Origin of the sequence: Streptomyces sp. NPDC086787, assembly GCF_044745865.1 — a bacterium.
GTDB lineage: Bacteria > Actinomycetota > Actinomycetes > Streptomycetales > Streptomycetaceae > Streptomyces.
In genome coordinates this window covers 187,272-206,418 of the sequence record NZ_JBIVBC010000007.1, presented here as the reverse complement: position 1 = coordinate 206,418, position 19,147 = coordinate 187,272, and the positions used below count along the sequence as shown (strand labels likewise).

At 72.0% G+C, this 19,147-nt stretch carries 18 protein-coding genes and 1 pseudogene; 13 read left to right on the top strand and 6 right to left on the bottom strand.

What is annotated here, in order from left to right; all coding sequences use genetic code 11:
* Positions 1–30 precede the first annotated feature (30 nt).
* Complete coding sequence (locus tag ACIPK3_RS19250) at positions 31–1,233, bottom strand: amino acid deaminase/aldolase (RefSeq protein ID WP_402571107.1); 1,203 nt, start codon at positions 1,231–1,233, stop codon at positions 31–33.
* A 162-nt stretch (positions 1,234–1,395) separates the two neighbouring features.
* On the opposite strand from ACIPK3_RS19250, the gene ACIPK3_RS19245 reads away from it, so the two are divergent.
* Together ACIPK3_RS19245 and mycP are read left to right on the top strand one after the other, a co-directional pair.
* On the top strand, positions 1,396–2,886 hold the full coding sequence (locus ACIPK3_RS19245; RefSeq protein WP_402571106.1) for a hypothetical protein: 1,491 nt from the start codon (positions 1,396–1,398) through the stop codon (positions 2,884–2,886).
* Positions 2,883–4,073 (top strand): type VII secretion-associated serine protease mycosin, encoded by a 1,191-nt coding sequence (mycP, locus tag ACIPK3_RS19240; RefSeq protein ID WP_402571104.1) that lies wholly within the window; start codon positions 2,883–2,885, stop codon positions 4,071–4,073. Before ACIPK3_RS19245 ends, mycP begins: the two co-directional genes overlap by 4 nt.
* 66 nt (positions 4,074–4,139) lie before the next feature.
* On the opposite strand, the gene ACIPK3_RS19235 is transcribed toward mycP, so the two are convergent.
* Entirely contained in the window at positions 4,140–4,865 is a 726-nt protein-coding gene (locus tag ACIPK3_RS19235; RefSeq protein ID WP_402571402.1) for a serine hydrolase, read from the bottom strand.
* Positions 4,866–4,973: 108 nt separating this feature from the next.
* Between ACIPK3_RS19235 and ACIPK3_RS19230 the strand changes: the two genes are divergently transcribed.
* Positions 4,974–5,705: an SseB family protein gene (locus ACIPK3_RS19230; RefSeq protein WP_402571102.1), complete on the top strand. Its 732-nt coding sequence runs from the start codon at positions 4,974–4,976 to the stop codon at positions 5,703–5,705.
* Positions 5,706–5,721: 16 nt separating this feature from the next.
* On the opposite strand, the gene ACIPK3_RS19225 is transcribed toward ACIPK3_RS19230, so the two are convergent.
* Entirely contained in the window at positions 5,722–6,081 is a 360-nt protein-coding gene (locus ACIPK3_RS19225; protein ID WP_402571100.1) for a DUF1844 domain-containing protein, read from the bottom strand.
* 369 nt (positions 6,082–6,450) lie between these two features.
* Here ACIPK3_RS19225 and infC point away from each other — a divergent pair.
* From infC to ACIPK3_RS19180, 9 genes and pseudogenes are all read left to right on the top strand, one after another.
* Positions 6,451–7,177: pseudogene (gene infC, locus ACIPK3_RS19220) on the top strand (translation initiation factor IF-3).
* A 110-nt stretch (positions 7,178–7,287) separates the two neighbouring features.
* Positions 7,288–7,482: a 50S ribosomal protein L35 gene (gene rpmI, locus ACIPK3_RS19215; RefSeq protein WP_003977225.1), complete on the top strand. Its 195-nt coding sequence runs from the start codon at positions 7,288–7,290 to the stop codon at positions 7,480–7,482.
* A 111-nt stretch (positions 7,483–7,593) separates the two neighbouring features.
* Positions 7,594–7,977 carry a 50S ribosomal protein L20 gene (gene rplT, locus ACIPK3_RS19210; RefSeq protein ID WP_363120294.1) on the top strand — a complete coding sequence of 128 codons (384 nt, stop codon included), beginning with the start codon at positions 7,594–7,596 and terminating at the stop codon, positions 7,975–7,977.
* 155 nt (positions 7,978–8,132) lie between these two features.
* Positions 8,133–8,993: a TrmH family RNA methyltransferase gene (locus ACIPK3_RS19205; RefSeq protein WP_402571400.1), complete on the top strand. Its 861-nt coding sequence runs from the start codon at positions 8,133–8,135 to the stop codon at positions 8,991–8,993.
* A gap of 51 nt (positions 8,994–9,044) precedes the next feature.
* Positions 9,045–10,190 carry an ATP-binding protein gene (locus ACIPK3_RS19200; RefSeq protein ID WP_402571097.1) on the top strand — a complete coding sequence of 382 codons (1,146 nt, stop codon included), beginning with the start codon at positions 9,045–9,047 and terminating at the stop codon, positions 10,188–10,190.
* 128 nt (positions 10,191–10,318) lie between these two features.
* A complete protein-coding gene (pheS, locus tag ACIPK3_RS19195) occupies positions 10,319–11,440 on the top strand; it encodes a phenylalanine--tRNA ligase subunit alpha (protein WP_402571095.1) in 1,122 nt (373 codons plus the stop codon).
* Complete coding sequence (pheT, locus tag ACIPK3_RS19190; RefSeq protein ID WP_402571093.1) at positions 11,440–13,953, top strand: phenylalanine--tRNA ligase subunit beta; 2,514 nt, start codon at positions 11,440–11,442, stop codon at positions 13,951–13,953. Before pheS ends, pheT begins: the two co-directional genes overlap by 1 nt.
* A gap of 285 nt (positions 13,954–14,238) precedes the next feature.
* Positions 14,239–15,579: a transcriptional regulator gene (locus ACIPK3_RS19185; protein ID WP_402571091.1), complete on the top strand. Its 1,341-nt coding sequence runs from the start codon at positions 14,239–14,241 to the stop codon at positions 15,577–15,579.
* Between the two features lie 78 nt (positions 15,580–15,657).
* Positions 15,658–16,194, top strand: a complete 537-nt coding sequence (locus ACIPK3_RS19180) for an NUDIX hydrolase (protein ID WP_402571089.1) — start codon at positions 15,658–15,660, stop codon at positions 16,192–16,194.
* Positions 16,195–16,210: 16 nt separating this feature from the next.
* On the opposite strand, the gene ACIPK3_RS19175 is transcribed toward ACIPK3_RS19180, so the two are convergent.
* Together ACIPK3_RS19175 and ACIPK3_RS19170 are read right to left on the bottom strand one after the other, a co-directional pair.
* Positions 16,211–16,468 carry a hypothetical protein gene (locus ACIPK3_RS19175; RefSeq protein ID WP_402571088.1) on the bottom strand — a complete coding sequence of 86 codons (258 nt, stop codon included), beginning with the start codon at positions 16,466–16,468 and terminating at the stop codon, positions 16,211–16,213.
* A gap of 192 nt (positions 16,469–16,660) precedes the next feature.
* On the bottom strand, positions 16,661–17,536 hold the full coding sequence (locus ACIPK3_RS19170) for a 3-hydroxybutyryl-CoA dehydrogenase (RefSeq protein ID WP_402571086.1): 876 nt from the start codon (positions 17,534–17,536) through the stop codon (positions 16,661–16,663).
* Between the two features lie 169 nt (positions 17,537–17,705).
* Here ACIPK3_RS19170 and ACIPK3_RS19165 point away from each other — a divergent pair, with 169 nt between their 5' ends.
* The gene (locus ACIPK3_RS19165) at positions 17,706–19,001 is read left to right on the top strand and encodes a glycoside hydrolase family 10 protein (RefSeq protein ID WP_402571084.1); all 1,296 of its coding nucleotides are present in this window, start codon (positions 17,706–17,708) and stop codon (positions 18,999–19,001) included.
* On the opposite strand, the gene ACIPK3_RS19160 is transcribed toward ACIPK3_RS19165, so the two are convergent.
* On the bottom strand, positions 18,946–19,143 hold the full coding sequence (locus tag ACIPK3_RS19160; protein WP_402571082.1) for a DUF1918 domain-containing protein: 198 nt from the start codon (positions 19,141–19,143) through the stop codon (positions 18,946–18,948). The genes ACIPK3_RS19165 and ACIPK3_RS19160 overlap by 56 nt on opposite strands.
* Between the last annotated feature and the right edge of the window lie 4 nt (positions 19,144–19,147).

Sequence of the window (19,147 nt, the reverse complement as noted above, 5' to 3'; positions counted from 1 at the left end):
GCCACCGGCGCGGGGACGGCCCTTCGGGCCTCACAGGAAGGTCCGTCCCTCGCCCCGGTACGTGGGCACGGTCGCCGTCACCGCGTCGCCCTGGACCAGGTGCAGCGCGTCGAACCGCTCGCACAGCTCACCGGCCTTGGCGTGCCGGAACCACACCCGGTCGCCGATGAGCAGGTCGTCGGCGGGCATGCCGAGCAGCGGGGTCTGCACCTCGCCGGCCTGCTCCTGCGGGTCGTACCGCAGCCCCTGCGGGAGGTACGGCACCGGCAGCCGGTCCGCGCCGGCCGCGCCGGAGGCCGGATAGCCACCGCCCAGCACGGTCACCACCCCCACCCCGGGGCGCCGCACCACGGGCAGCGCGAACAGGGCGGCCGGCCGGCCCGTGAACGACGTGTAGTTGTCGAAGAGACGAGGCACGTACAGTCCGGAACCCGCGGCTATCTCCGTGACGGAGTCCTCGGCCGCCGTGTGCTGCACACTGCCCGTGCCACCGCCGTTGACGAACTCCAGATCCGGCGCCACCGCCCGTACCGCCCGCACCACCGCCGCGCGCCGCTCGGCAAGCTCCCGGCGGGCGGCCGACTGCATCAGACGTACGGCGCGGGAACGCAGCGGCCGCCCGGCGACCGCGTCACCGACTCCCGCGATGTGCCCCTCGTACGCCATGATCCCCACCAGCCGGAAACCCGGGCGCCGGGCCACCGCCCGCGCCAGCTCCGCGACCTGGGCGGGGGAGTGCAGCGGCGAACGGCGCGCGCCCACCCGTATCCGGCCGCCGAGCAGCTTCAGTGAGGTGTCCAACTCCAGGCACACGCGCACCACTTCACCGCCACCATGGCGCGCGGCGTCGATCAGTTCGAGCTGGGCGGGGTCGTCGATCATGACGGTCACGGCGGCCGCGAGCTTCGGATCACCGGTCAGCTCGGCATAGCCGGCGCGGTCGGCCGACGGATAGGCGAGCAGTACGTCGTCGAAGCCGGAGCGGGCCAGCCACAGCGACTCGGCGAGGGTGAAGGACATGATGCCCGCGAAGCCGTCCCTGGCCAGCACGCGTTCCAGCAGGGCGCGGCAGCGTACGGACTTGCTGGCGACCCTGATCGGCTTCCCGCCGGCCCGGCGGACCAGATCGTCCGCGTTGGCGTCGAAGGCGTCCAGATCCACGATGGCGAGGGGGGCGTCGAGATGTGCGGTGGCCCGGTCGTAACGAGCCCGGTCGGCGGCGCGCTCAGTCATGCGTGCAGCCTGCCAGACCGGGTTACCGCAGGGTAGAGGGACGTACCGGGCAGATGCCGCAGGCTCCTGGACTGGTTCCCGTTCGACCGGCGGCACGCCGTAAAGTGACGCTCAGGCACGACGGAACGGCACGGCCCGGGGGCACCAGGAAACGGGGGGCGCATGAGCAGTGACGCTCGGCAGGCCCCCGTGCCGCCCCGCCCCACCACCCCGCCGCCCGGGCAGGACGCATCGCGCACCGGCGGCCCCGCCACCCAGGACTCCCCGCCCCGCTTCCCGCCCCTGCGCCCGTTCCGCCTGCCCCGGCCCGCACCCCCGCCCTCCGCCTCGGCCCGTCTTCCCGACACCCCGCCACGACCGGGCGGATCCGGAGCCCCGGGAACCCGTGAGCAGGTCGCCGAACCGACGTCAGGTGCGGCATCACGCGTCGGTACGCCGACTCCGACTCCTTCGCCCCGCGCGGCCGGTGACGCTCCGCCCCGCCCCACCGGTGCGCCCGCCCAGCAGCCCGCGCCCCGCCCCACGCGCGCCGTGCCGCCCCGGCCCGCGGGTACGCCGGTCGTGGCGCCTGCGCGGAGGGCGGAGGGTGTCGACCTGCCGCGCCCGGTGGACGGCATTCCGCCTCGGCCTGCGGCCGTGCCGGGCCCGGTGCCTTCGTCGCGCGCGGGCGGTGAGGCTCCGCCCCGGGCCGCCGGTGTGCCTGCCCAGGCGGCCTCGCCGCGCAGCGCACAGGTGGTGCCGCCCCGTCCGGCCGTCCCGCCGGTGACCACCGTGGCGTTCCCGGGTGCCGCGAGGGACGGGGCAGCCGTCTCTCCCGATCCGGCGCTCTCCTGGAGCGCGGTCCGGCCGGTCGTGTCGTATGGGGAGCCCGAGGAGGCCGACCAGAGGTCGCCGGGGGTACGGGTACGGGCCCGGACCCTCACCGCCGCGGCCTGTGCCGTGCTCGGGATGGGGCTCATCGGCGGTGCCGTGACCGGGAGTTGGCTCGTCGGTGACGCCGACGACCGGCAGACCGTGAGCGGCTTCGCCGCGGCCGCCGGGCTCTGGCACAGCGTGCCGGTCGACGAACTGTTCCCGCCCACCGTGCAGGGCGCCGGCGCCGGACCCGGCGGCGCCGACCGCACATGGACCCGGATCGCCGTCGCCCCCGACGGCGGCTGCGTGAACGCCTTCGACCCGCTGCTGCGCAAGGTACTCGCCCCGGCCGGCTGCCGCCGGCTGCTGCGTGCCACCTACACCGACGCCACTCAGAGCTATGTGACCACCGTCGGACTGCTCTTCACCAGGACCGACCCCGCCGCCATGTCCGCCCTCGCCACCCGCTTCAAGAAAGAGGGCCTGGACCGCCGTACCGACCTGATGCCCCGCCCGTACGCCGCCGAACACACCGTCGCCGCGGACTTCGGCAACCGGCAACGCGCCTCCTGGACCATCTCGGTCCTCACCGACGCCCCGGTCGTCGCGTACGCGGTGTCCGGCTGGGCCGACGGCCGTACCGTCGACACCCCGCAGCCCGCCGCGGACGCCATCCGCTCCGGTGCCACCACGGCCCCCGCACAGGCGGGCCTCGGCCAGGAGGCCCAGGGGCTCGCCGACCGTGTACAGCGCGGCCTGCGCAAGACCGTCCGCCCGGCCACGGAGCCGCCGTCATGACCCGCCGACGGACCGGCGCGGCCCTGAGCCTCCTCCTGGCCGGCTCACTGGCCCTGCTGCCCTCCACCACGGCCTACGCCGACGGCATCCGCGCCAAGCAGTGGGCCCTGTCCGCCCTGCGCACCGAGGAGGCCTGGCGGACCACCAAGGGCCGGGGCATCACCGTCGCCGTCCTGGACACCGGGGTGGAGTCCGACCACCCCGACCTCGTCGGAAACGTCCTGACCGGCAAGGACTTCATCGGCTTCGGCGCGCGGCCCGGCGACCGCTCCTGGGCCCGGCACGGGACCGCCATGGCCGGCATCATCGCCGGACACGGCCACGGAACCGGCGCCGCCGACGGAGTCATGGGCATCGCGCCCGAGGCGAAGATCCTTCCCGTGCGGGTGATCCTCGAAGACGGCGACACCGCCCGCGGCAAGGCCCGCAAGACGCGCGGCAGCGCCCTCGCCGAGGGCATCCGCTGGGCCGCCGACCACGGCGCCGACGTCATCAACCTGTCCCTCGGCGACGACTCCTCCTCCGCGCACCCGGAATCGAGCGAGGACGAGGCCGTGCAGTACGCGCTCAGGAAGGGCACCGTCGTCGTCGCCTCCGCGGGCAACGGCGGCGAACTGGGCGACCACATCTCCTATCCGGCCGCCTACCCCGGCGTCATCGCCGCCACCGCCGTCGACCGGTACGGCACCCGCGGCTCCTTCTCCACCCGCCGCTGGTACGCGACGGTCAGCGCACCCGGCGTCGACATCGTGATCGCCGACCCCGACCACAAGTACTACGAGGGCTGGGGCACGAGCGCCGCCTCCGCCTTCGTCTCCGGCACGGTGGCACTGGTCAGGGCGGCCAACCCCGGGCTGACCCCGGCCCAGATCAAGAAGCTCCTGGAGGACACCGCCCGGAACGCGCCGAGCGGCGGCCGCGACGACTCACGGGGCTTCGGCCTCGTGGACCCGGCCGCCGCCATCAAGGCGGCCGGCCGCCTCAAGCCGCAGGGCCTCCAGTCCGCCGGTTACGGCGAGAAGTACTTCGGTCCCGGCCCCGACGCGGCGCGGGCGAGCGGGGGCACCGCCGGCTGGGTCGGTCCGCTCGCAGGCGGCACCGGCGGCGTGCTGCTGGTCGTCGCCGTGGTGCTGTGGCGGGGACGCCGTCGCGACAGCACCGCCGGATACGGCGGCCGGAACGGTTGAACCGCGGCCGGAACGGTTGAACCGCGGCCGGAACGGTTGAACCGCGGCCGGAACGGCTGAGCCCGGTCAGCCGGACCCGGGCACGGTGTCGCCGTCGCGGTCGGCGACACCGGTGAACACCGACACGGCCGCCCGTGCCGCCGACTCCACCAGGGAGATGCCCCCGGCCTGGGAAGCGCTGCCGTTCGACAGGACGGCCACCAGATGGTCCGTGTCGCCGACCGTCACCCGCCCGACGCTGTTGACGACCCACAGGCCGGTCGTGCTGCGCGGCAGCCAGCCGTTCTTGAGCGCCGGGCGGCAAGCGCCGTGCACGGCCGAGACCCCCCAGCGTTGGCCGGCCTCGACGTCCTCCATAAGGCCCCGGAGAAAGGCCCGGGAGGCACGGCTCAGCTTCGAGTCATCCCCGAACACCTGCCAAAGCAGTACGAGCTGATCGGCCGCCGTGGTCCGGGTCAGCCCCCACAGGGTGCCGTCACCGCCCGACGTCTCCGTGAGCCCGAAGCGACGGTTGGCCGCGTCGAGCCCGGCCGCCCGGCCGACGGTGTCCCACAGTGCGGAGGCGGAGGCGTTGTCGCTGTGCTCGATCATCTTCCTGGCGTACGACTCCTCGGCCGCCGTCAGTCGCCGCCCGGCGTCCTGCGCCTGGAGCAGCAGCGCCGCCAGGATGTCGACCTTGACGATGCTCGCCGTCTCGAAGGCCGCGTCGCCGTGGACCGCGCTCTCACCGGAGGCGAGGTTCAGCACCGCGGCCGACACCTTCGCGGAGCCCGGCACGCTCACCGACGCCATGGCCCTGGTCAGCAGGGCGGTGCGGTCCACCGCGGGTTCCGTCACGGGCGCCACCGAATCCTCTTCCTCCCTGACCGTCGAGGATACGGCCCCGATAGGGTCGTGACCGTGGTGAACAAGAACATTCCCGACCCCGGCTTCTCCGACGACGACGGCTCCGCCGACCCCCGGCTGAGCGCCGCGCTCGCCGCCTGGGCCGAGGACCGCACCGCTGTGGGCCCCGTTCTGGAGGCGCTCAGGGGCGCCCGGCTGCTGGTACCGGTGGTGGCCGTGCTGGGTGAGGTCGAGGTGGACGAGAACGGGTTGCGCCGCGAGAAGACCAGCGACATGGCCGTCCCCACCCTCAAGGCGGGCTCTCGGACCGCCCTGCCCGCCTTCACGTCCACCGAGTCACTGGCCCGATGGGATCCGGAGGCCAGGCCCGTCGCCGTACCGCTGCACCAGGCCCTGCAGGCGGCCGCGCACGAGAAGGCGGACACCGTCGTGCTGGACATGTCCGGCCCGGTGGCGTTCGAGCTGACCGGCCCCGCGCTGCTCGCGCTCGCCGAGGGCCGTACGACGACCGACCCGCTGGCCGACCCGGCCGTCCGGGAAGCGGTCCGCGCCGCCGTCGCCGTGGAGCCCGCCGTGCTCCGCGCCCACCTCGGTCCCGGCCGGGCCGACGGCACCCTCGCCCTGGTGCTCGACCCCGCCGCGGCGCCCGCGGACGCCGCCCGCGCGGTGGCCGCCCGCCTCGCCGCCGACGAAACACTCAGGGCCCGCCTGGTGCGCGGCCTCGACCTGGCGGTGCTGCCGACCGGAACGACACCTCCGGGCGAGGCCCTGTACGTGCGCGGGTGAGTGCGGGTGGGGGGACTTAGCCGTAGACGGGACCGGTGTACTTCTCCCCGGGCCCCTGGCCCGGCTCGTCCGGCACGATCGACGCCTCGCGGAACGCGAGCTGGAGGGACTTCAGGCCGTCGCGCAGCGGGGCGGCGTGGAAGGAGCTGATCTCGGTGGTGCTCGCGTCCAGCAGACCGGCGAGGGCGGTCACCAGCTTGCGGGCCTCGTCCAGGTCCTTGTGCTTGTCGCCCTCCTCGGTCAGTCCGAGCTTCACGGCAGCGGCGCTCATCAGGTTGACGGCGACCGTCACGATCACCTCGACAGCGGGGACCTCGGCGATGTCGCGGGTCATGGCGTCGAAGTCGGCGGGGCGCTCGGCGGGGGTCTCACTCATGCCCACACGATAGGCGTCCCACGGGCGGCGGCCCCATTCGGCCCTGATTGGCCCTGCCCGCGCGATGCTGCTAACCTTGTGTGACGACCGGCCGGACAGGCGTGCCATACGGCGAGCAGGCCCGGCCCACAAGTGGAGGCTCCGATCTCCCACCCGACCGTCTTCCGGGACGGCGGGTCACCCCGGTCAGGCGGCCACCACCGTTCCGTACGGACGGTGGAGTCGCCCGAATGCGCGCCCCGCGATTTTCGCGGCGGTGCTCCGGCAGTGTTTTGGAGCCCCGTCTGTGATCGTCCGGGGCATTTTTCATGCGCCGGCGCGGTTAGGTCTACGGAATAAGAGACATACGCGGCTGTCCGCCAGACCGCCGTGTGGTGCTAACCGAGGAGGATCCATCAGCGCCGAGCCCCGCATCAACGACCGGATTCGCGTTCCCGAGGTGCGACTTGTCGGTCCCAGTGGCGAGCAGGTGGGCATTGTCCCGCTGGCCAAGGCACTGGAGCTTGCGCAGGAGTACGACTTGGACCTGGTCGAGGTGGCGGCGACCGCCCGTCCGCCCGTGTGCAAGCTCATGGACTACGGGAAGTTCAAGTACGAGTCGGCCATGAAGGCCCGTGAGGCGCGCAAGAACCAGGCGCACACGGTCATCAAGGAGATGAAGCTCCGGCCGAAGATCGACCCGCACGACTATGACACCAAGAAGGGTCACGTCGTTCGGTTCCTCAAGCAGGGCGACAAGGTCAAGATCACGATCATGTTCCGTGGTCGCGAGCAGTCCCGGCCCGAGCTGGGCTACCGACTGCTTCAGCGTCTCGCGGAGGACGTCCAGGACCTCGGTTTCGTCGAGTCGAACCCGAAGCAGGACGGCCGAAACATGATCATGGTTCTCGGTCCGCACAAGAAGAAGACCGAGGCGATGGCCGAGGCCCGCCAGGCGCAGGAAGCCCGCAAGGCCGAAGCGAAGGCCAACCCCGGCCGCTCGCAGAACGCCGCGGATCTTGAGGGCACGGACCTCGAGGGCACCGACCTCGAGCACGCCGCCGACCTCGAGCACGCTGAGCCCGCCGAGGCCCCCGAGGCCCCTGCCGAGGCGTGATCCCGGGGGACGCGAGTCCCCAGGCAGTAACCGAAACAAGAGCGACGCTCCAATGTGCCCGGTTTTCGCGACCGGGCACCGGGGCGCCACCGACGAGGAGATACGGCGCTATGCCGAAGAACAAGTCGCACAGCGGTGCCAGCAAGCGCTTCAAGATCACCGGCTCCGGCAAGGTGCTCCGTGAGCGCGCCGGCAAGCGCCACCTGCTTGAGCACAAGTCGTCCCGCGTGACGCGCCGCCTCACCGGCAACGCCGAGATGGCCCCGGGCGACGCCGCGAAGATCAAGAAGCTTCTCGGCAAGTGACGCACCGGCGTCTGATCGTCCCCTCGATCTGCGCCGTACGTCAGGACCGGGACCCAATCGTTTCCGGGCCGCGTGAGGACAACCGCGGCCCCGCTACAAGGAGTTAAACAAGTGGCACGCGTCAAGCGGGCAGTCAACGCCCACAAGAAGCGCCGGGCGATCCTCGAGGCGGCCTCCGGCTACCGCGGTCAGCGTTCGCGCCTGTACCGCAAGGCCAAGGAGCAGGTCACCCACTCGCTGGTCTACAACTACAACGACCGCAAGAAGCGCAAGGGCGACTTCCGTCAGCTGTGGATCCAGCGCATCAACGCCGCTGCCCGCGCCAACGGCATGACGTACAACCGCTTCATCCAGGGTCTGAAGGCCGCGAACGTCGAGGTCGACCGCAAGATCCTGGCCGAGCTGGCCGTCAACGACGCGGGTGCGTTCGCCGCGCTCGTCGAGGTCGCGCAGAAGGCGCTGCCGTCGGACGTCAACGCGCCGAAGGCCGCCTGACGCCTGCGCCGGCTTCGGGCCGACGTGACTGCACGGACCCGTAGGTCTTCCCGGCCTGCGGGTCCGTTGTCTGTTGCCCGTGTGTCTGTGGCCCGTGTGCTTGTTGTCCGTGTGTCTGCTGTCTGTGTGTGAACGTACTGCTGAAGGTGAAGAGCATGCCCCCGGCCACCCCAGACCTCGTCTCCCCCCGCTCCGCCCGTGTGGCCGCCGCGCGCCGGCTCGCCAAGCGGAACTTCCGGGGCAAGGACCGGCTGTTCCTCGCCGAGGGGCCGCAGGCCGTACGGGAGGCCGCCGGGCACCGGTCCGACGGGCAGGCGACCCTGGTCGAGCTGTTCGCCACAGTGGAGGCGGCCGAGCGGTACGCCGACATCGTCGGGGAGGCCCGTGACGCGGGCGCCCGGGTGCACCTCGCCACCGAAGAGGTCATCGCCGACGTCTCCACCACCGTCACCCCGCAGGGGCTGGTCGGTGTCTGCCGGTTCCTGGACACCTCGTTCGAGGACGTGCTCGCCGCCCGCCCCAAGCTCGTCGCGGTACTCGCCCACGTCCGCGACCCGGGCAACGCCGGAACCGTGCTGCGCTGCGCCGACGCCGCCGGTGCCGAGGCCGTCGTCCTCACCGACGCCTCCGTCGACCTGTACAACCCCAAGGCCGTACGCGCCTCCGTCGGCTCCCTGTTCCACCTCCCGGTCGCCGTCGGTGTGCCCGTCGAGCGAGCCGTCGCGGCACTCAAGGACGCCGGGGTGCGGATCCTCGCCGCCGACGGGGCCGGAGACCGCGACCTGGACGAGGAACTCGACAAGGGCACCATGGGCGGGCCCACCGCCTGGGTGTTCGGCAACGAGGCCTGGGGGCTGCCCGAGGAGACCCGCGCCCTCGCCGACGCCGTCGTGAGCGTCCCCATCCACGGCAGGGCCGAGAGCCTGAACCTCGCCACCGCCGCCGCCGTATGTCTCTACGCATCGGCCCGCGCACAGCGCGCCCCCGGAGGGTGCCGCTCCGTCACCACGAACTAGTAAGGTGACCCACTCGGGGGCCCTGCGCCGTCTGAGAGGTGGGGTACGGGGATGAGTGTGGTCGGCACGAGCGGTGCGCCGGAGGAACGGGACGCACGCCCGCTGCCCGGGCCCCGGTCCGGCGACCACGCCGGGACCGGACTCGGTGTCGACCCCGACGAACTGCCCGACGGCCTGGTGGTCGCCGACGAGCACGGCCGCGTGATCTGCTTCAACGCGGCGGCCGCCCGGATCACCGCCCTCCCCACCGCCGACGCCCTCGGCAGGCGTCTGGAGAAGGCCCTGCCGTTAGAGGACCTGGAGGGCCGGCGCTGGTGGCAGCTGACCGACCCCTACGGCGGCCTCGCCATACGCGCCGGACAGCCCGAACGGAACCTGCTGCTGCCCGGTGGCCGGGAGCTCCTGGTGTCGGCCCGGTACGTACGCACCAGACCCACCGGACCGGTCCGCCGGGTCGTCGTGTCGCTCCGCGACACCGAGGCCCGGCGCCGCACCGAGCGCAGCCACGCCGAACTGATCGCCACCGTCGCGCACGAGCTGCGCTCCCCGCTCACCTCGGTCAAGGGCTTCACCGCCACCCTCCTCGCCAAGTGGGAGCGGTTCACCGACGACCAGAAGCGGCTGATGCTGGAGACCGTCGACGCAGACGCCGACCGGGTCACCCGGCTGATCGCCGAGCTGCTCGACATCTCCCGGATCGACTCCGGACGCCTCGAGGTGCGCCGTCAGCCGGTGGACATGGGAGCCGCCGTCGGCCGGCACATCCAGGCGTACGTCGCGGCCGGACAGTGCGCCGGCCGGTTCCTGCTGCGCGTCGAGCAGCCGCTGCCCGCCCTGTGGGCCGACCCCGACAAGGTCGACCAGGTCCTCAGCAACCTGATCGAAAATGCCGTGCGGCACGGCGAGGGAACCGTCACCATCGACATCACGCCGTCGGCGTCACCCCGGGAGGGGGAGGACACCGGTACGTCGGTCACGGTGAGCGACGAAGGACCCGGCATCCCGGAGGAATCCATGAACCGCGTCTTCACCCGCTTCTGGCGGGGCAGCAAGCGCGGTGGCACCGGCCTCGGGCTCTACATCGTCAAGGGCATCGTGGAGGCCCACGGCGGCACCATCACGGTCGGACGCGCCGTCGGCGGTGGCGCCGAGTTCCGATTTACCCTGCCCGTGGCCACACCGGCGTATCTCGCCTGACGGCCCACGGGCGCCTTCGAGCACCTCAACCCCGATAGACTCGGCCTTTGGCACCTTTGTGTCCTGCACACGGCCCTCAGCCGGTCACGGGGACCACATCCGCCAGCCAATCGGAAGCACGGGAAGAGATGTCGGCACCGAATAAGTCGTACGACCCTGTAGAGGTCGAGGCGTTGAAACCGGAAGTGATCGAGCGCATGCGGGACGAGGCGTTCGCCGCGTTCGCCGCCGCGGACTCGCTCGACGCGCTCCACGAGGCCAAGGTCGCCCACACCGGCCCCGCCTCCCCGCTGGCCCTCGCCAACCGCGAGATCGGCGCCCTGCCACCGCACGCCAAGGCCGCCGCGGGCAAGCTGGTCGGCCAGGCCCGCAGCGCCGTGAACAAGGGCCTCGCCGCCCGCCAGACCGAGCTGGAGACCGAGCGCGACGCGCGCGTGCTGGTCGAGGAGGCAGTGGACGTCACGCTGCCCCACGACCGCGTGCCCGCCGGCGCCCGCCACCCGCTGACCACGCTCTCGGAGCGCATCGAGGACATCTTCGTGGCCATGGGCTACGAGGTCGCCGAGGGCCCGCAGGCCGAGGCCGAGTGGTTCAACTTCGACGCCCTCAACATCGGCCCGGACCACCCGGCCCGCGGCGAGGCCGACACCTTCTTCGTGGAGGGCCCGGAGGGCGGCACCGAGTCCGGTGTCGTGCTGCGCACCCACACCTCGCCCGTCCAGATCCGTTCCCTGCTCGGCCGCGAGCTGCCGGTGTACGTGATCTGCCCCGGCCGCGTGTACCGCACCGACGAGCTGGACGCCACCCACACCCCGGTCTTCCACCAGGTCGAGCTGCTCGCCGTGGACGAGGGCCTCACCATGGCCGACCTCAAGGGCACCCTGGACCACATGGTCCAGTCGCTGTTCGGCGCGGACATGAAGACCCGGCTGCGGCCGAACTTCTTCCCGTTCACCGAGCCGTCCGCCGAGATGGACATGGTCTGCTACGTCTGCCGCGGCGAGTCCGTCGGCAACCCCGACCGCCCCTGCCGCACCTGTTCGTCCGAGGGCTGGATCGAGCTGGGCGGCTGCGGCATGGTCAACCCCAAGGTGCTGGCCGCCTGCGGCGTCGACCCCGCCAGGTACAGCGGGTTCGCCTTCGGGTTCGGCATCGAACGGATGCTGATGTTCCGCCACAACGTCGAAGACATGCGAGACATGGTCGAGGGTGACATCCGGTTCACCCGGCCGTTCGGGATGGAGATCTGATGCGGGTCCCGCTTTCCTGGCTGCGGGAGTACGTCGACCTGCCGGCGACCGAAACCGGCCGTGACGTCCAGGCCAAGATCGTGTCCAGCGGCCTGGAGGTCGAGACCGTCGAGCAGCTCGGCGACGGCCTCAAGGGCCCGCTGGTGGTGGGTCAGGTACTGACCATCGAGGAGCTGGAGGGCTTCAAGAAGCCCATCCGCTTCTGCACCGTCGACGTCGGCACCGCCAACGGCACCGGCGAACCGCAGGAGATCGTCTGCGGCGCCCGCAACTTCTCCGTCGGCGACAAGGTCGTCGTGGTGCTGCCGGGCGCCGTGCTGCCCGGCGGTTTCGCGATCGCCGCGCGCAAGACGTACGGCAAGACCTCCCACGGCATGATCTGCTCCAGCGACGAGCTGGGCATGGGCGACGACGGCGCGGGCGGCATCATCGTGCTGCCGCCGGAGACCGAGATCGGCAAGGACGCCATCGAGCTGCTCGAGCTGGTCGACGAGGTCCTCGACATCGCCGTCACCGCCAACCGCGGCGACTGCCTGTCGATCCGCGGCGTCGCCCGCGAGACCGCCATCGCCTACGGCCTGCCGCTGCGCGACCCGGCGCTGATCGACGTGCCCGCCCCGAACGCCTTCGGCTACCCGGTGCAGATCTCCGACGCGTTCGGCTGCGACCGCTTCACCGCCCGCACCGTCACCGGTCTGGCTCCCGAGGCACGCTCCCCGATCTGGCTGCAGCGCCGGCTCCAGAAGGTCGGCATGCGCCCGATCTCGCTCGCCGTCGACGTCACCAACTACGTGATGATGGAGCTCGGCCAGCCGCTGCACGCCTACGACCGCAAGCTGGTCCAGGGCACCATCGGGGTGCGCCGCGCCCAGGAGGGCGAGAAGCTCGTCACCCTCGACGGGACCGAGCGGGTGCTGCACGCCGAGGACCTGGTGATCACCGACGACCGCGGCCCGATCGGCCTGGCCGGTGTCATGGGCGGCGCCAACACCGAGATCGCCGACCACGACGACGTCGAGAACGCGACCACCGAGGTCGTCATCGAGGCCGCCCACTTCGACCAGATCTCCATCGCGCGCACCGCCCGCCGTCACAAGCTGTCCTCCGAGGCGTCCCGCCGCTTCGAGCGCGGCGTCGACCCGCAGGCCGCCTCCGCCGCCGCCCAGCGCACCGTCGACCTGCTGGTGCTGCTCGCCGGGGGCACGGCGGACGCGGGCGTCACCGAGGTGGCCGCCGCGGCCGCACCCCGCACCATCACCATCCCGGCCGACCATCCGGACCGGGTCGCGGGTGTCGACTACGGCCGCGAGACGGTCGTACGCCGTCTCCAGGAGATCGGCTGCGACGCGTACGGGCAGGACGAGCTGACCGTCACCGTGCCGACCTGGCGCCCCGACCTCACCGAGCCGAACGACCTGGCGGAGGAGGTCATCCGCCTGGAGGGCTACGAGAACCTGCCCTCCACGCTGCCCCGGCCCCCCGCGGGCCGTGGCCTGACCCACCGGCAGCGGCTGCACCGCCGCGTCGGCCGCGCCCTGGCGGGCGCGGGCTATGTGGAGGCACCGAACTACCCCTTCGTCGGTGAGCAGGTCTTCGACCAGCTCAACCTGGACGCCGACGACCCGGCCCGCCGTGTCGTCCGGCTGACGAACCCGCTCAACGACGAGGAGCCCGCCCTCCGTACGACGCTGCTGCCCGGCCTGCTCGCCGCGCTGCGCCGCAACGACGGCCGGGGCGCGCACGACCAGGCGCTGTTCGAGACCGGCCTGGTCTTCCACCCGCGCGAGGAGCGGCGGGTCGCCGCGAACCTGCCCGTCGACCGTCGCCCGACCGACGAGGAGCTGGCCGGGCTCGACGCCGCACTGCCCGAGCAGCCGCGCCACGTCGCCGTCGTCCTCACCGGCGCCCGCGAGCAGGCCGGCTGGTGGGGCAGGGGCCGTCCGGCCGACTGGGCCGACGCGATCGAGGCCGCCCGCACGGTCGCCCGCGAGGCGGGCACCGAGCTGGTCGTCCGGGGCGGTCAGTACGGGCCGTGGCACCCGGGCCGCGCCGCCGAGCTGGTGGTCGTCGCCGACGGCACCGAGCGGGTCGTGGGCCACGCGGGCGAACTGCACCCGCGCGTCCTGAAGGCACTCGGGCTGCCCGACCGCACCTGCGCGATGGAAGTCGACCTGGACGCGCTGGAGGAGGCCGGCAACGGCATGGTGCGGGCACCGCGCATCTCCACGTTCCCGGTCGCCACCCAGGACGTCGCCCTGGTCGTCGACAAGTCGGTCCCGCACGCCGACGTCGAGGCCGCGCTGCGCGAGGGCGCCGGTGAACTGCTGGAGGCGATCCGGCTGTTCGACGTGTACGAGAACGCCGAGCAGCTGGGCGGCGAGAAGAAGTCGCTCGCCTACGCGCTCCGCTTCCGTGCCGCCGACCGCACGCTCACCGTGGACGAGGCCTCCGCGGCCCGCGACGCGGCGGTGGCCCTGGCCACCGAGCGGACCGGAGCGGCACTGCGCAGCTAGGTGCCGACAGGGGGAGGGTGTCGCCGGCCGGCACCCTCCCTTTTCGTGTTCGTACCTCCGGTCCGTACATCCGGAAGCGGCCGCCCCGCCGTGGCCGACGGCCGGGCCACCGCACTGTACGAGGGGGAGCGGGCGGCCCGGCCGGCCTCTTGCGAGGCATTTCAGTCAACCGGCCGCGAACTGTGTGCGACAGCGTGCACACGGGCCGGATTCGCGTACTCGGTTCACACCCCGTGTGAACCCACCCCCACTAGTCTGGCGTCACCAGGCCATCGGGGGGCATCCATGCAGCCCAACACTCTGCTCGACGCGATCCTGGACGAGGCCGGCATCTCGCACGCCGGTCTCGCCGCACATGTGAACCAGGCGGGCCGGGCGCGGGGTCTCGCACTCCGTTACGAGCACACCGCCGTGGCGCGCTGGCTGAAGGGGCAGCGGCCGCGCGGCCAGGTGCCGGACCTGATCTGCGAGGTACTCGCGGCCCGGCTGCACCGGCACGTCACCCTCGACGACATCGGCCTGGGCGTCCCCGGCGAGCCCGCGGCCCCGAACGGCACCTCGCTGTCAGGGTTCGTGGAGCGTGCCACCGCGCTGTGGCGCTCGGACGAGCAGCAGCGCCCGCACATCCTGGGCGCCCCCGCCGTCACCGGCACCCCCGCCGTGATGCCGGTGTGGGAGTGGGAGAACCCGCCGGAGGACGTGGACGTCTCGCGCGGTGGCCGGCACCGGGTCACCTCGGCCGACCTCGAGACGCTGCGCGCCGCCCGCGCCCACTACGAGCAGATGTACCGCAAGGCGGGCGGTGTGGCGATGCGCACCCGCATCGTCGGCTTCCTCAACACCGAGGCGGCCCCGCTGCTGCGCGGCAGATACACCGACGCGACGGGCCGTCAACTGCACCGTGCCACGGGCGGGCTGGTGGCGATCGCGGGCATCTGTGCCTACGACTCCGACGCGCACGGTCTCGCGCAGCGCTACTTCCACCAGGCGCTGCGGCTGGCGAAGGCCAGCGGGGACCGGGGACTCGGCGCGTATGTGATAGCGCTGCTGGTCAACCAGGCGCTGTTCATGAGGGAGTACCGTCAGGCCGTCGCCTTCGCGGAGGCCGCGCTGCGGGCGGCGGGCAAGCACATCACCCCGGCTCTCGCGTCCGACCTGTACGCGATGCAGGCGAAGGCGTACGCGCACCTCGGTGACGGCACGAGCGCACTGTCCTGCATCCGGCGTGCCGAGGTGGCCGCCGAACGTATCCGGCGCGGATACGAGCCCGACGAGACCGGCTATGTCCAGCCCGGACTGGTCAACGTCCAGGTGGCCGAGGCGCTGCTCAGCCTCGGGGAGCTGGCGGCCGCCCGGATGCACGCCGCGGCCGCCGTGGACAACCCCGCCCATGACCGGGGCCGGGTGCACCGGCTCGCCATGCTCAGCACGATCGAGCTCCGCCAGGGAAACGCGGACAAAGCGGTGGCCACGGCCGTGCAGATGGCCGAACAGGCCCGCGGTATGGAGTCCCAGCGGCTGCGCGACAGACTCCGGGCGGTGCGTGAGTATCTGGTGCGCAGTGGTTGCGCCGGAACCGCCGAGGCCGCCGAACTCATCGACGGGGCTCTGCGCGTGCCGCTGTAGCCGCCTCGAAAGCGCCCTGTGGGCCTCCTGCCTCCCTGCTGCGATATTGCCACTTACTCAGCGGAAGGTGGCAGAACCGTGCAGTGGACGAAGCAGAACGAACAAACTGTGTATGAAAACCGCTGGTTCAGCGTCAATCTCGCAGATGTCGAGCTGCCTGACGGGCGGCACCTCGACCACTTCCTGATCAGGCTGCGGCCGGTGGCCGTGGCCACGGTGGTGAACGACGCCAACGAGGTTCTCCTGCTGTGGCGGCACCGCTTCATCACGGACAGCTGGGGGTGGGAACTCGCCGCCGGCGTCGTGGAGGACGGCGAGGACATCGCCGACGCGGCCGCCAGGGAACTCGAGGAGGAGACCGGCTGGCGGCCGGGGCCTCTGCACCATCTCATGAGCGTGGAGCCGTCCAACGGCCTCACCGACGCACGGCACCACATCTACTGGGCCGACGACGGGGAGTACCTCGGACATCCCGTGGACGACTTCGAGTCGGACCGCCGGGAATGGGTCCCCCTCAAGCTCGTCCCCGACCTCATCGCCCGCGGCGAGGTCCCGGCCGCCAACATGGCGGCCGCGTTACTGCTGCTGCACCATCTCAGGCTCACCGATGTCTAGGGCCGGACGACAGGAGCTAGCGGCCCAACGCCTGCCAGATCGTCACGATCAGTGCCCCGAGGGCCGTGAGCGCGGCGACCGAGGGCAGTGGCCAGCGCGTGTGCTCCAGGGAGGACATGCGGGTGTTGAGCTCGTCCAGTTCCCTGGCGGTCTCCTTGGTGCGATGACTGAGCAGTGCCAGTCCGCCCTCGACACGTGCGTACGCCACGTCGAGACGGCGTCGTAACTCTGCGAGTTCCCCATGGACCACGGGATGCTCGGGATCGGCGGTCACGAGTCCGCTCCTTTCCGTAGTTCTCTCTCATCCCTTGCATGCGCGTGAGAGTCAACTCGCCTGGTGGGCACGTGGGGAGCGTGTGCGAAGGGCATATGCGGGCCCGGCGTGCACACGGTGTGTGAATGCCGCGGGCCCGGCACCGATGTCCGGTGCCGGGCCCGTGCGAGGCGGGGTTACTACCTGGCGTAGTCAGCTGTAGGTGTAGAAGCCCGAGCCGGTCTTGCGGCCGAGCCGGCCCGCCTCGACCATGCGCTGGAGAAGCGGGGGAGCGGCGTACAGCGGCTCCTTGTACTCCGCGTACATGCTGTTGGCGATCGACACGATGGTGTCCAGGCCGATCAGGTCGGACAGCTTCAGCGGGCCCATCGGGTGGGCGCAGCCCATCTCCATGCCGTTGTCGATGTCCTCGCGGCCGGCGATGCCCGACTCGAACATCCGGATCGCGGACAGCAGATACGGCACGAGCAGCGCGTTCACCACGAAGCCCGAGCGGTCCTGGGCGCGGATGGCGTGCTTGCCGAGCAGCTTCTCGGCGAAGAGCTGGGCGCGGGCGAGGGTCTCGTCGGAGGTGGTGAGCGCCGGGATCAGCTCGACGAGCTTCTGCACCGGCGCCGGGTTGAAGAAGTGGATGCCGACCACGTGGTCCGGGCGAGAGGTGGAGACCGCCAGCTTCACCAGCGGGATGGACGAGGTGTTCGAGGCCAGGATCGCGTCGGGCCGGGTGATCACCTGGTCGAGCACCTGGAAGATCTCCGTCTTCACCTGCTCGTTCTCGACCACGGCCTCGATGGTCAGGTCGCGGTCCGCGAACTCACCGAGGTCGGTGGTGAAGCTGAGACGCGCCAGCGTCTCGTCCCGCTCGGCCTCGCTGATCTTGCCGCGCTCGGCGGCCTTGTCCAGGGAGTTGAACAACCGGGTGCGGCCGAACTCCAGGGCCTCGCCGGTCGTCTCGGCGACCCTCACATCCAGTCCGGAGCGGGCGCACACCTCGGCGATACCCGCTCCCATCTGGCCGCAGCCCACGACGCCTACGCGGGCGATGTCTCCTGCAGGGATGTCCGTCACATCGTCCCCTTCGCTGATCCACTACCGACGCGTGACCTGCGGGCCCCGGCGCCTGCTCCGATCGTGCACGTTACCCCCAGGTATCGATGATCGATCGCCCGGGTGGGGGCATCCTAGTGCCCGGGAAGATCCGTGACGGAGCGGATCCGGAGCGTACAGGAGAGCCCGGATGGGGCGACTGGCACGGCGTACCTTCGCCCTGGCGGCGCTCGCCACGCTGGGCGCGGCCCGGGGCGCCGTGGCGAGACCGGGCTTCCCGGGACCGGGCTCCGCACGTGCGGTGACCGAGATGCGGGGCATGTGGCTGGCGACCGTGCAGAACCGTGACTGGCCCTCCCGGTCCGGCCTGTCCGCCGAGCAGCAGCGCGCGGAGCTGACCGACCACCTCGACCGGGCGGCCGGCGCCCGGCTCAACACGGTGATCTTCCAGGTGCGGCCGACGGCCGATGCCCTGTGGCCCTCCCCGTACGAGCCGTGGTCGGAGTACCTCACCGGCACCCAGGGGCGTTCCCCGGGCTGGGACCCGCTGGGCACCGCCGTGACCGAGGCCCACGCCCGTGGGCTCCAGTTGCACGCCTGGTTCAACCCGTTCCGCATCGCCCAGCACGCCGACCTGTCGCGACTCGCCGCCGGACATCCGGCGCGGCGGCACCCGGACTGGGTGGTGCCGTACGGCGGGAGGCTCTACTACAACCCGGGCCTGCCGGAGGTCCGGGCCTTCGTTCAGGACGCGATGCTCGACGCGGTGGCCAAGTACCCGGTCGACGGCGTTCACTTCGACGACTACTTCTACCCCTACCCGGTCGCCGGCCAGAGCTTCGACGACACCGCCGCCTACGCCGCCCATGGCGGCGGCTTCGCGGACCGGGCCGCCTGGCGCCGCGACAACATCGACCGGCTGGTGCGCGAGACGGCCGCCCGGATCAGGCGGATCCGGCCCGGCACCCAGTTCGGGATCAGCCCCTTCGGGGTGTGGCGCAACGCGGCCGCCGATCCGCGCGGCTCCGTCACACAGGCCGGTGTGCAGACGTACGACGACCTGCACGCGGACACCCGGACCTGGGTCCGTGAGCACTGGATCGACTACGTGGTCCCACAGGTCTACTGGCACCTCGGCTTCGCCCTCGCCGACTACGCCGAGCTGGTGCGCTGGTGGGCTCGGACGGTCCGCGGGACGGGGACCAGGCTGTATGTGGGAGAGGCCCTTTACAAGGCGGGTGCGGCGGGCCAGCCCGAGGCATGGCAGGACCCGGCCGAGTTGTCCCGCCATCTCACCTCCGCCGCGGCCCACCCCGAGGTGAGCGGTCATGTCTTCTTCGCCGCCGGGGACGTCGCGAGGGACCCGCTGGGGGCGATGTCACGGGTGATCGCCGACCACTACGGGCAGCCGGCGAATCCCCCGCGCCGACTCACCTCTCCTGTTGCTGGTGGTGGCGGACCTCGCAGTCCGGGCCGGGGGACATGACGGCCTCTCGGCCGTCCGCGAAGCGCACGCGGTAGGGCGGGTTGCCCTCGCTGCCTATGACCTCGACGACTTCGGTGACCTGGTCATGCTGTCCGACCACCCTGCCGTGCTGGACAAGCTGGTCGCCCACGGTTGCGCGCATCTGT

Bases quoted from the DNA above. Each gene is read 5' to 3' on its own strand.
- ACIPK3_RS19235 (WP_402571402.1), bottom strand. From the start codon at position 4,865: ATGGCGTCGGTGAGCGTGCCGGGCTCCGCGAAGGTGTCGGCCGCGGTG.
- mycP (WP_402571104.1), top strand. From the start codon at position 2,883: ATGACCCGCCGACGGACCGGCGCGGCCCTGAGCCTCCTCCTGGCCGGC.
- ACIPK3_RS19245 (WP_402571106.1), top strand. From the start codon at position 1,396: ATGAGCAGTGACGCTCGGCAGGCCCCCGTGCCGCCCCGCCCCACCACC.
- ACIPK3_RS19185 (WP_402571091.1), top strand. From the start codon at position 14,239: ATGCAGCCCAACACTCTGCTCGACGCGATCCTGGACGAGGCCGGCATC.
- ACIPK3_RS19225 (WP_402571100.1), bottom strand. From the start codon at position 6,081: ATGAGTGAGACCCCCGCCGAGCGCCCCGCCGACTTCGACGCCATGACC.
- rpmI (WP_003977225.1), top strand. From the start codon at position 7,288: ATGCCGAAGAACAAGTCGCACAGCGGTGCCAGCAAGCGCTTCAAGATC.
- pheS (WP_402571095.1), top strand. From the start codon at position 10,319: ATGTCGGCACCGAATAAGTCGTACGACCCTGTAGAGGTCGAGGCGTTG.
- ACIPK3_RS19205 (WP_402571400.1), top strand. From the start codon at position 8,133: ATGCCCCCGGCCACCCCAGACCTCGTCTCCCCCCGCTCCGCCCGTGTG.
- ACIPK3_RS19160 (WP_402571082.1), bottom strand. From the start codon at position 19,143: ATGCGCGCAACCGTGGGCGACCAGCTTGTCCAGCACGGCAGGGTGGTC.
- ACIPK3_RS19165 (WP_402571084.1), top strand. From the start codon at position 17,706: ATGGGGCGACTGGCACGGCGTACCTTCGCCCTGGCGGCGCTCGCCACG.
- ACIPK3_RS19250 (WP_402571107.1), bottom strand. From the start codon at position 1,233: ATGACTGAGCGCGCCGCCGACCGGGCTCGTTACGACCGGGCCACCGCA.
- ACIPK3_RS19200 (WP_402571097.1), top strand. From the start codon at position 9,045: ATGAGTGTGGTCGGCACGAGCGGTGCGCCGGAGGAACGGGACGCACGC.
- pheT (WP_402571093.1), top strand. From the start codon at position 11,440: ATGCGGGTCCCGCTTTCCTGGCTGCGGGAGTACGTCGACCTGCCGGCG.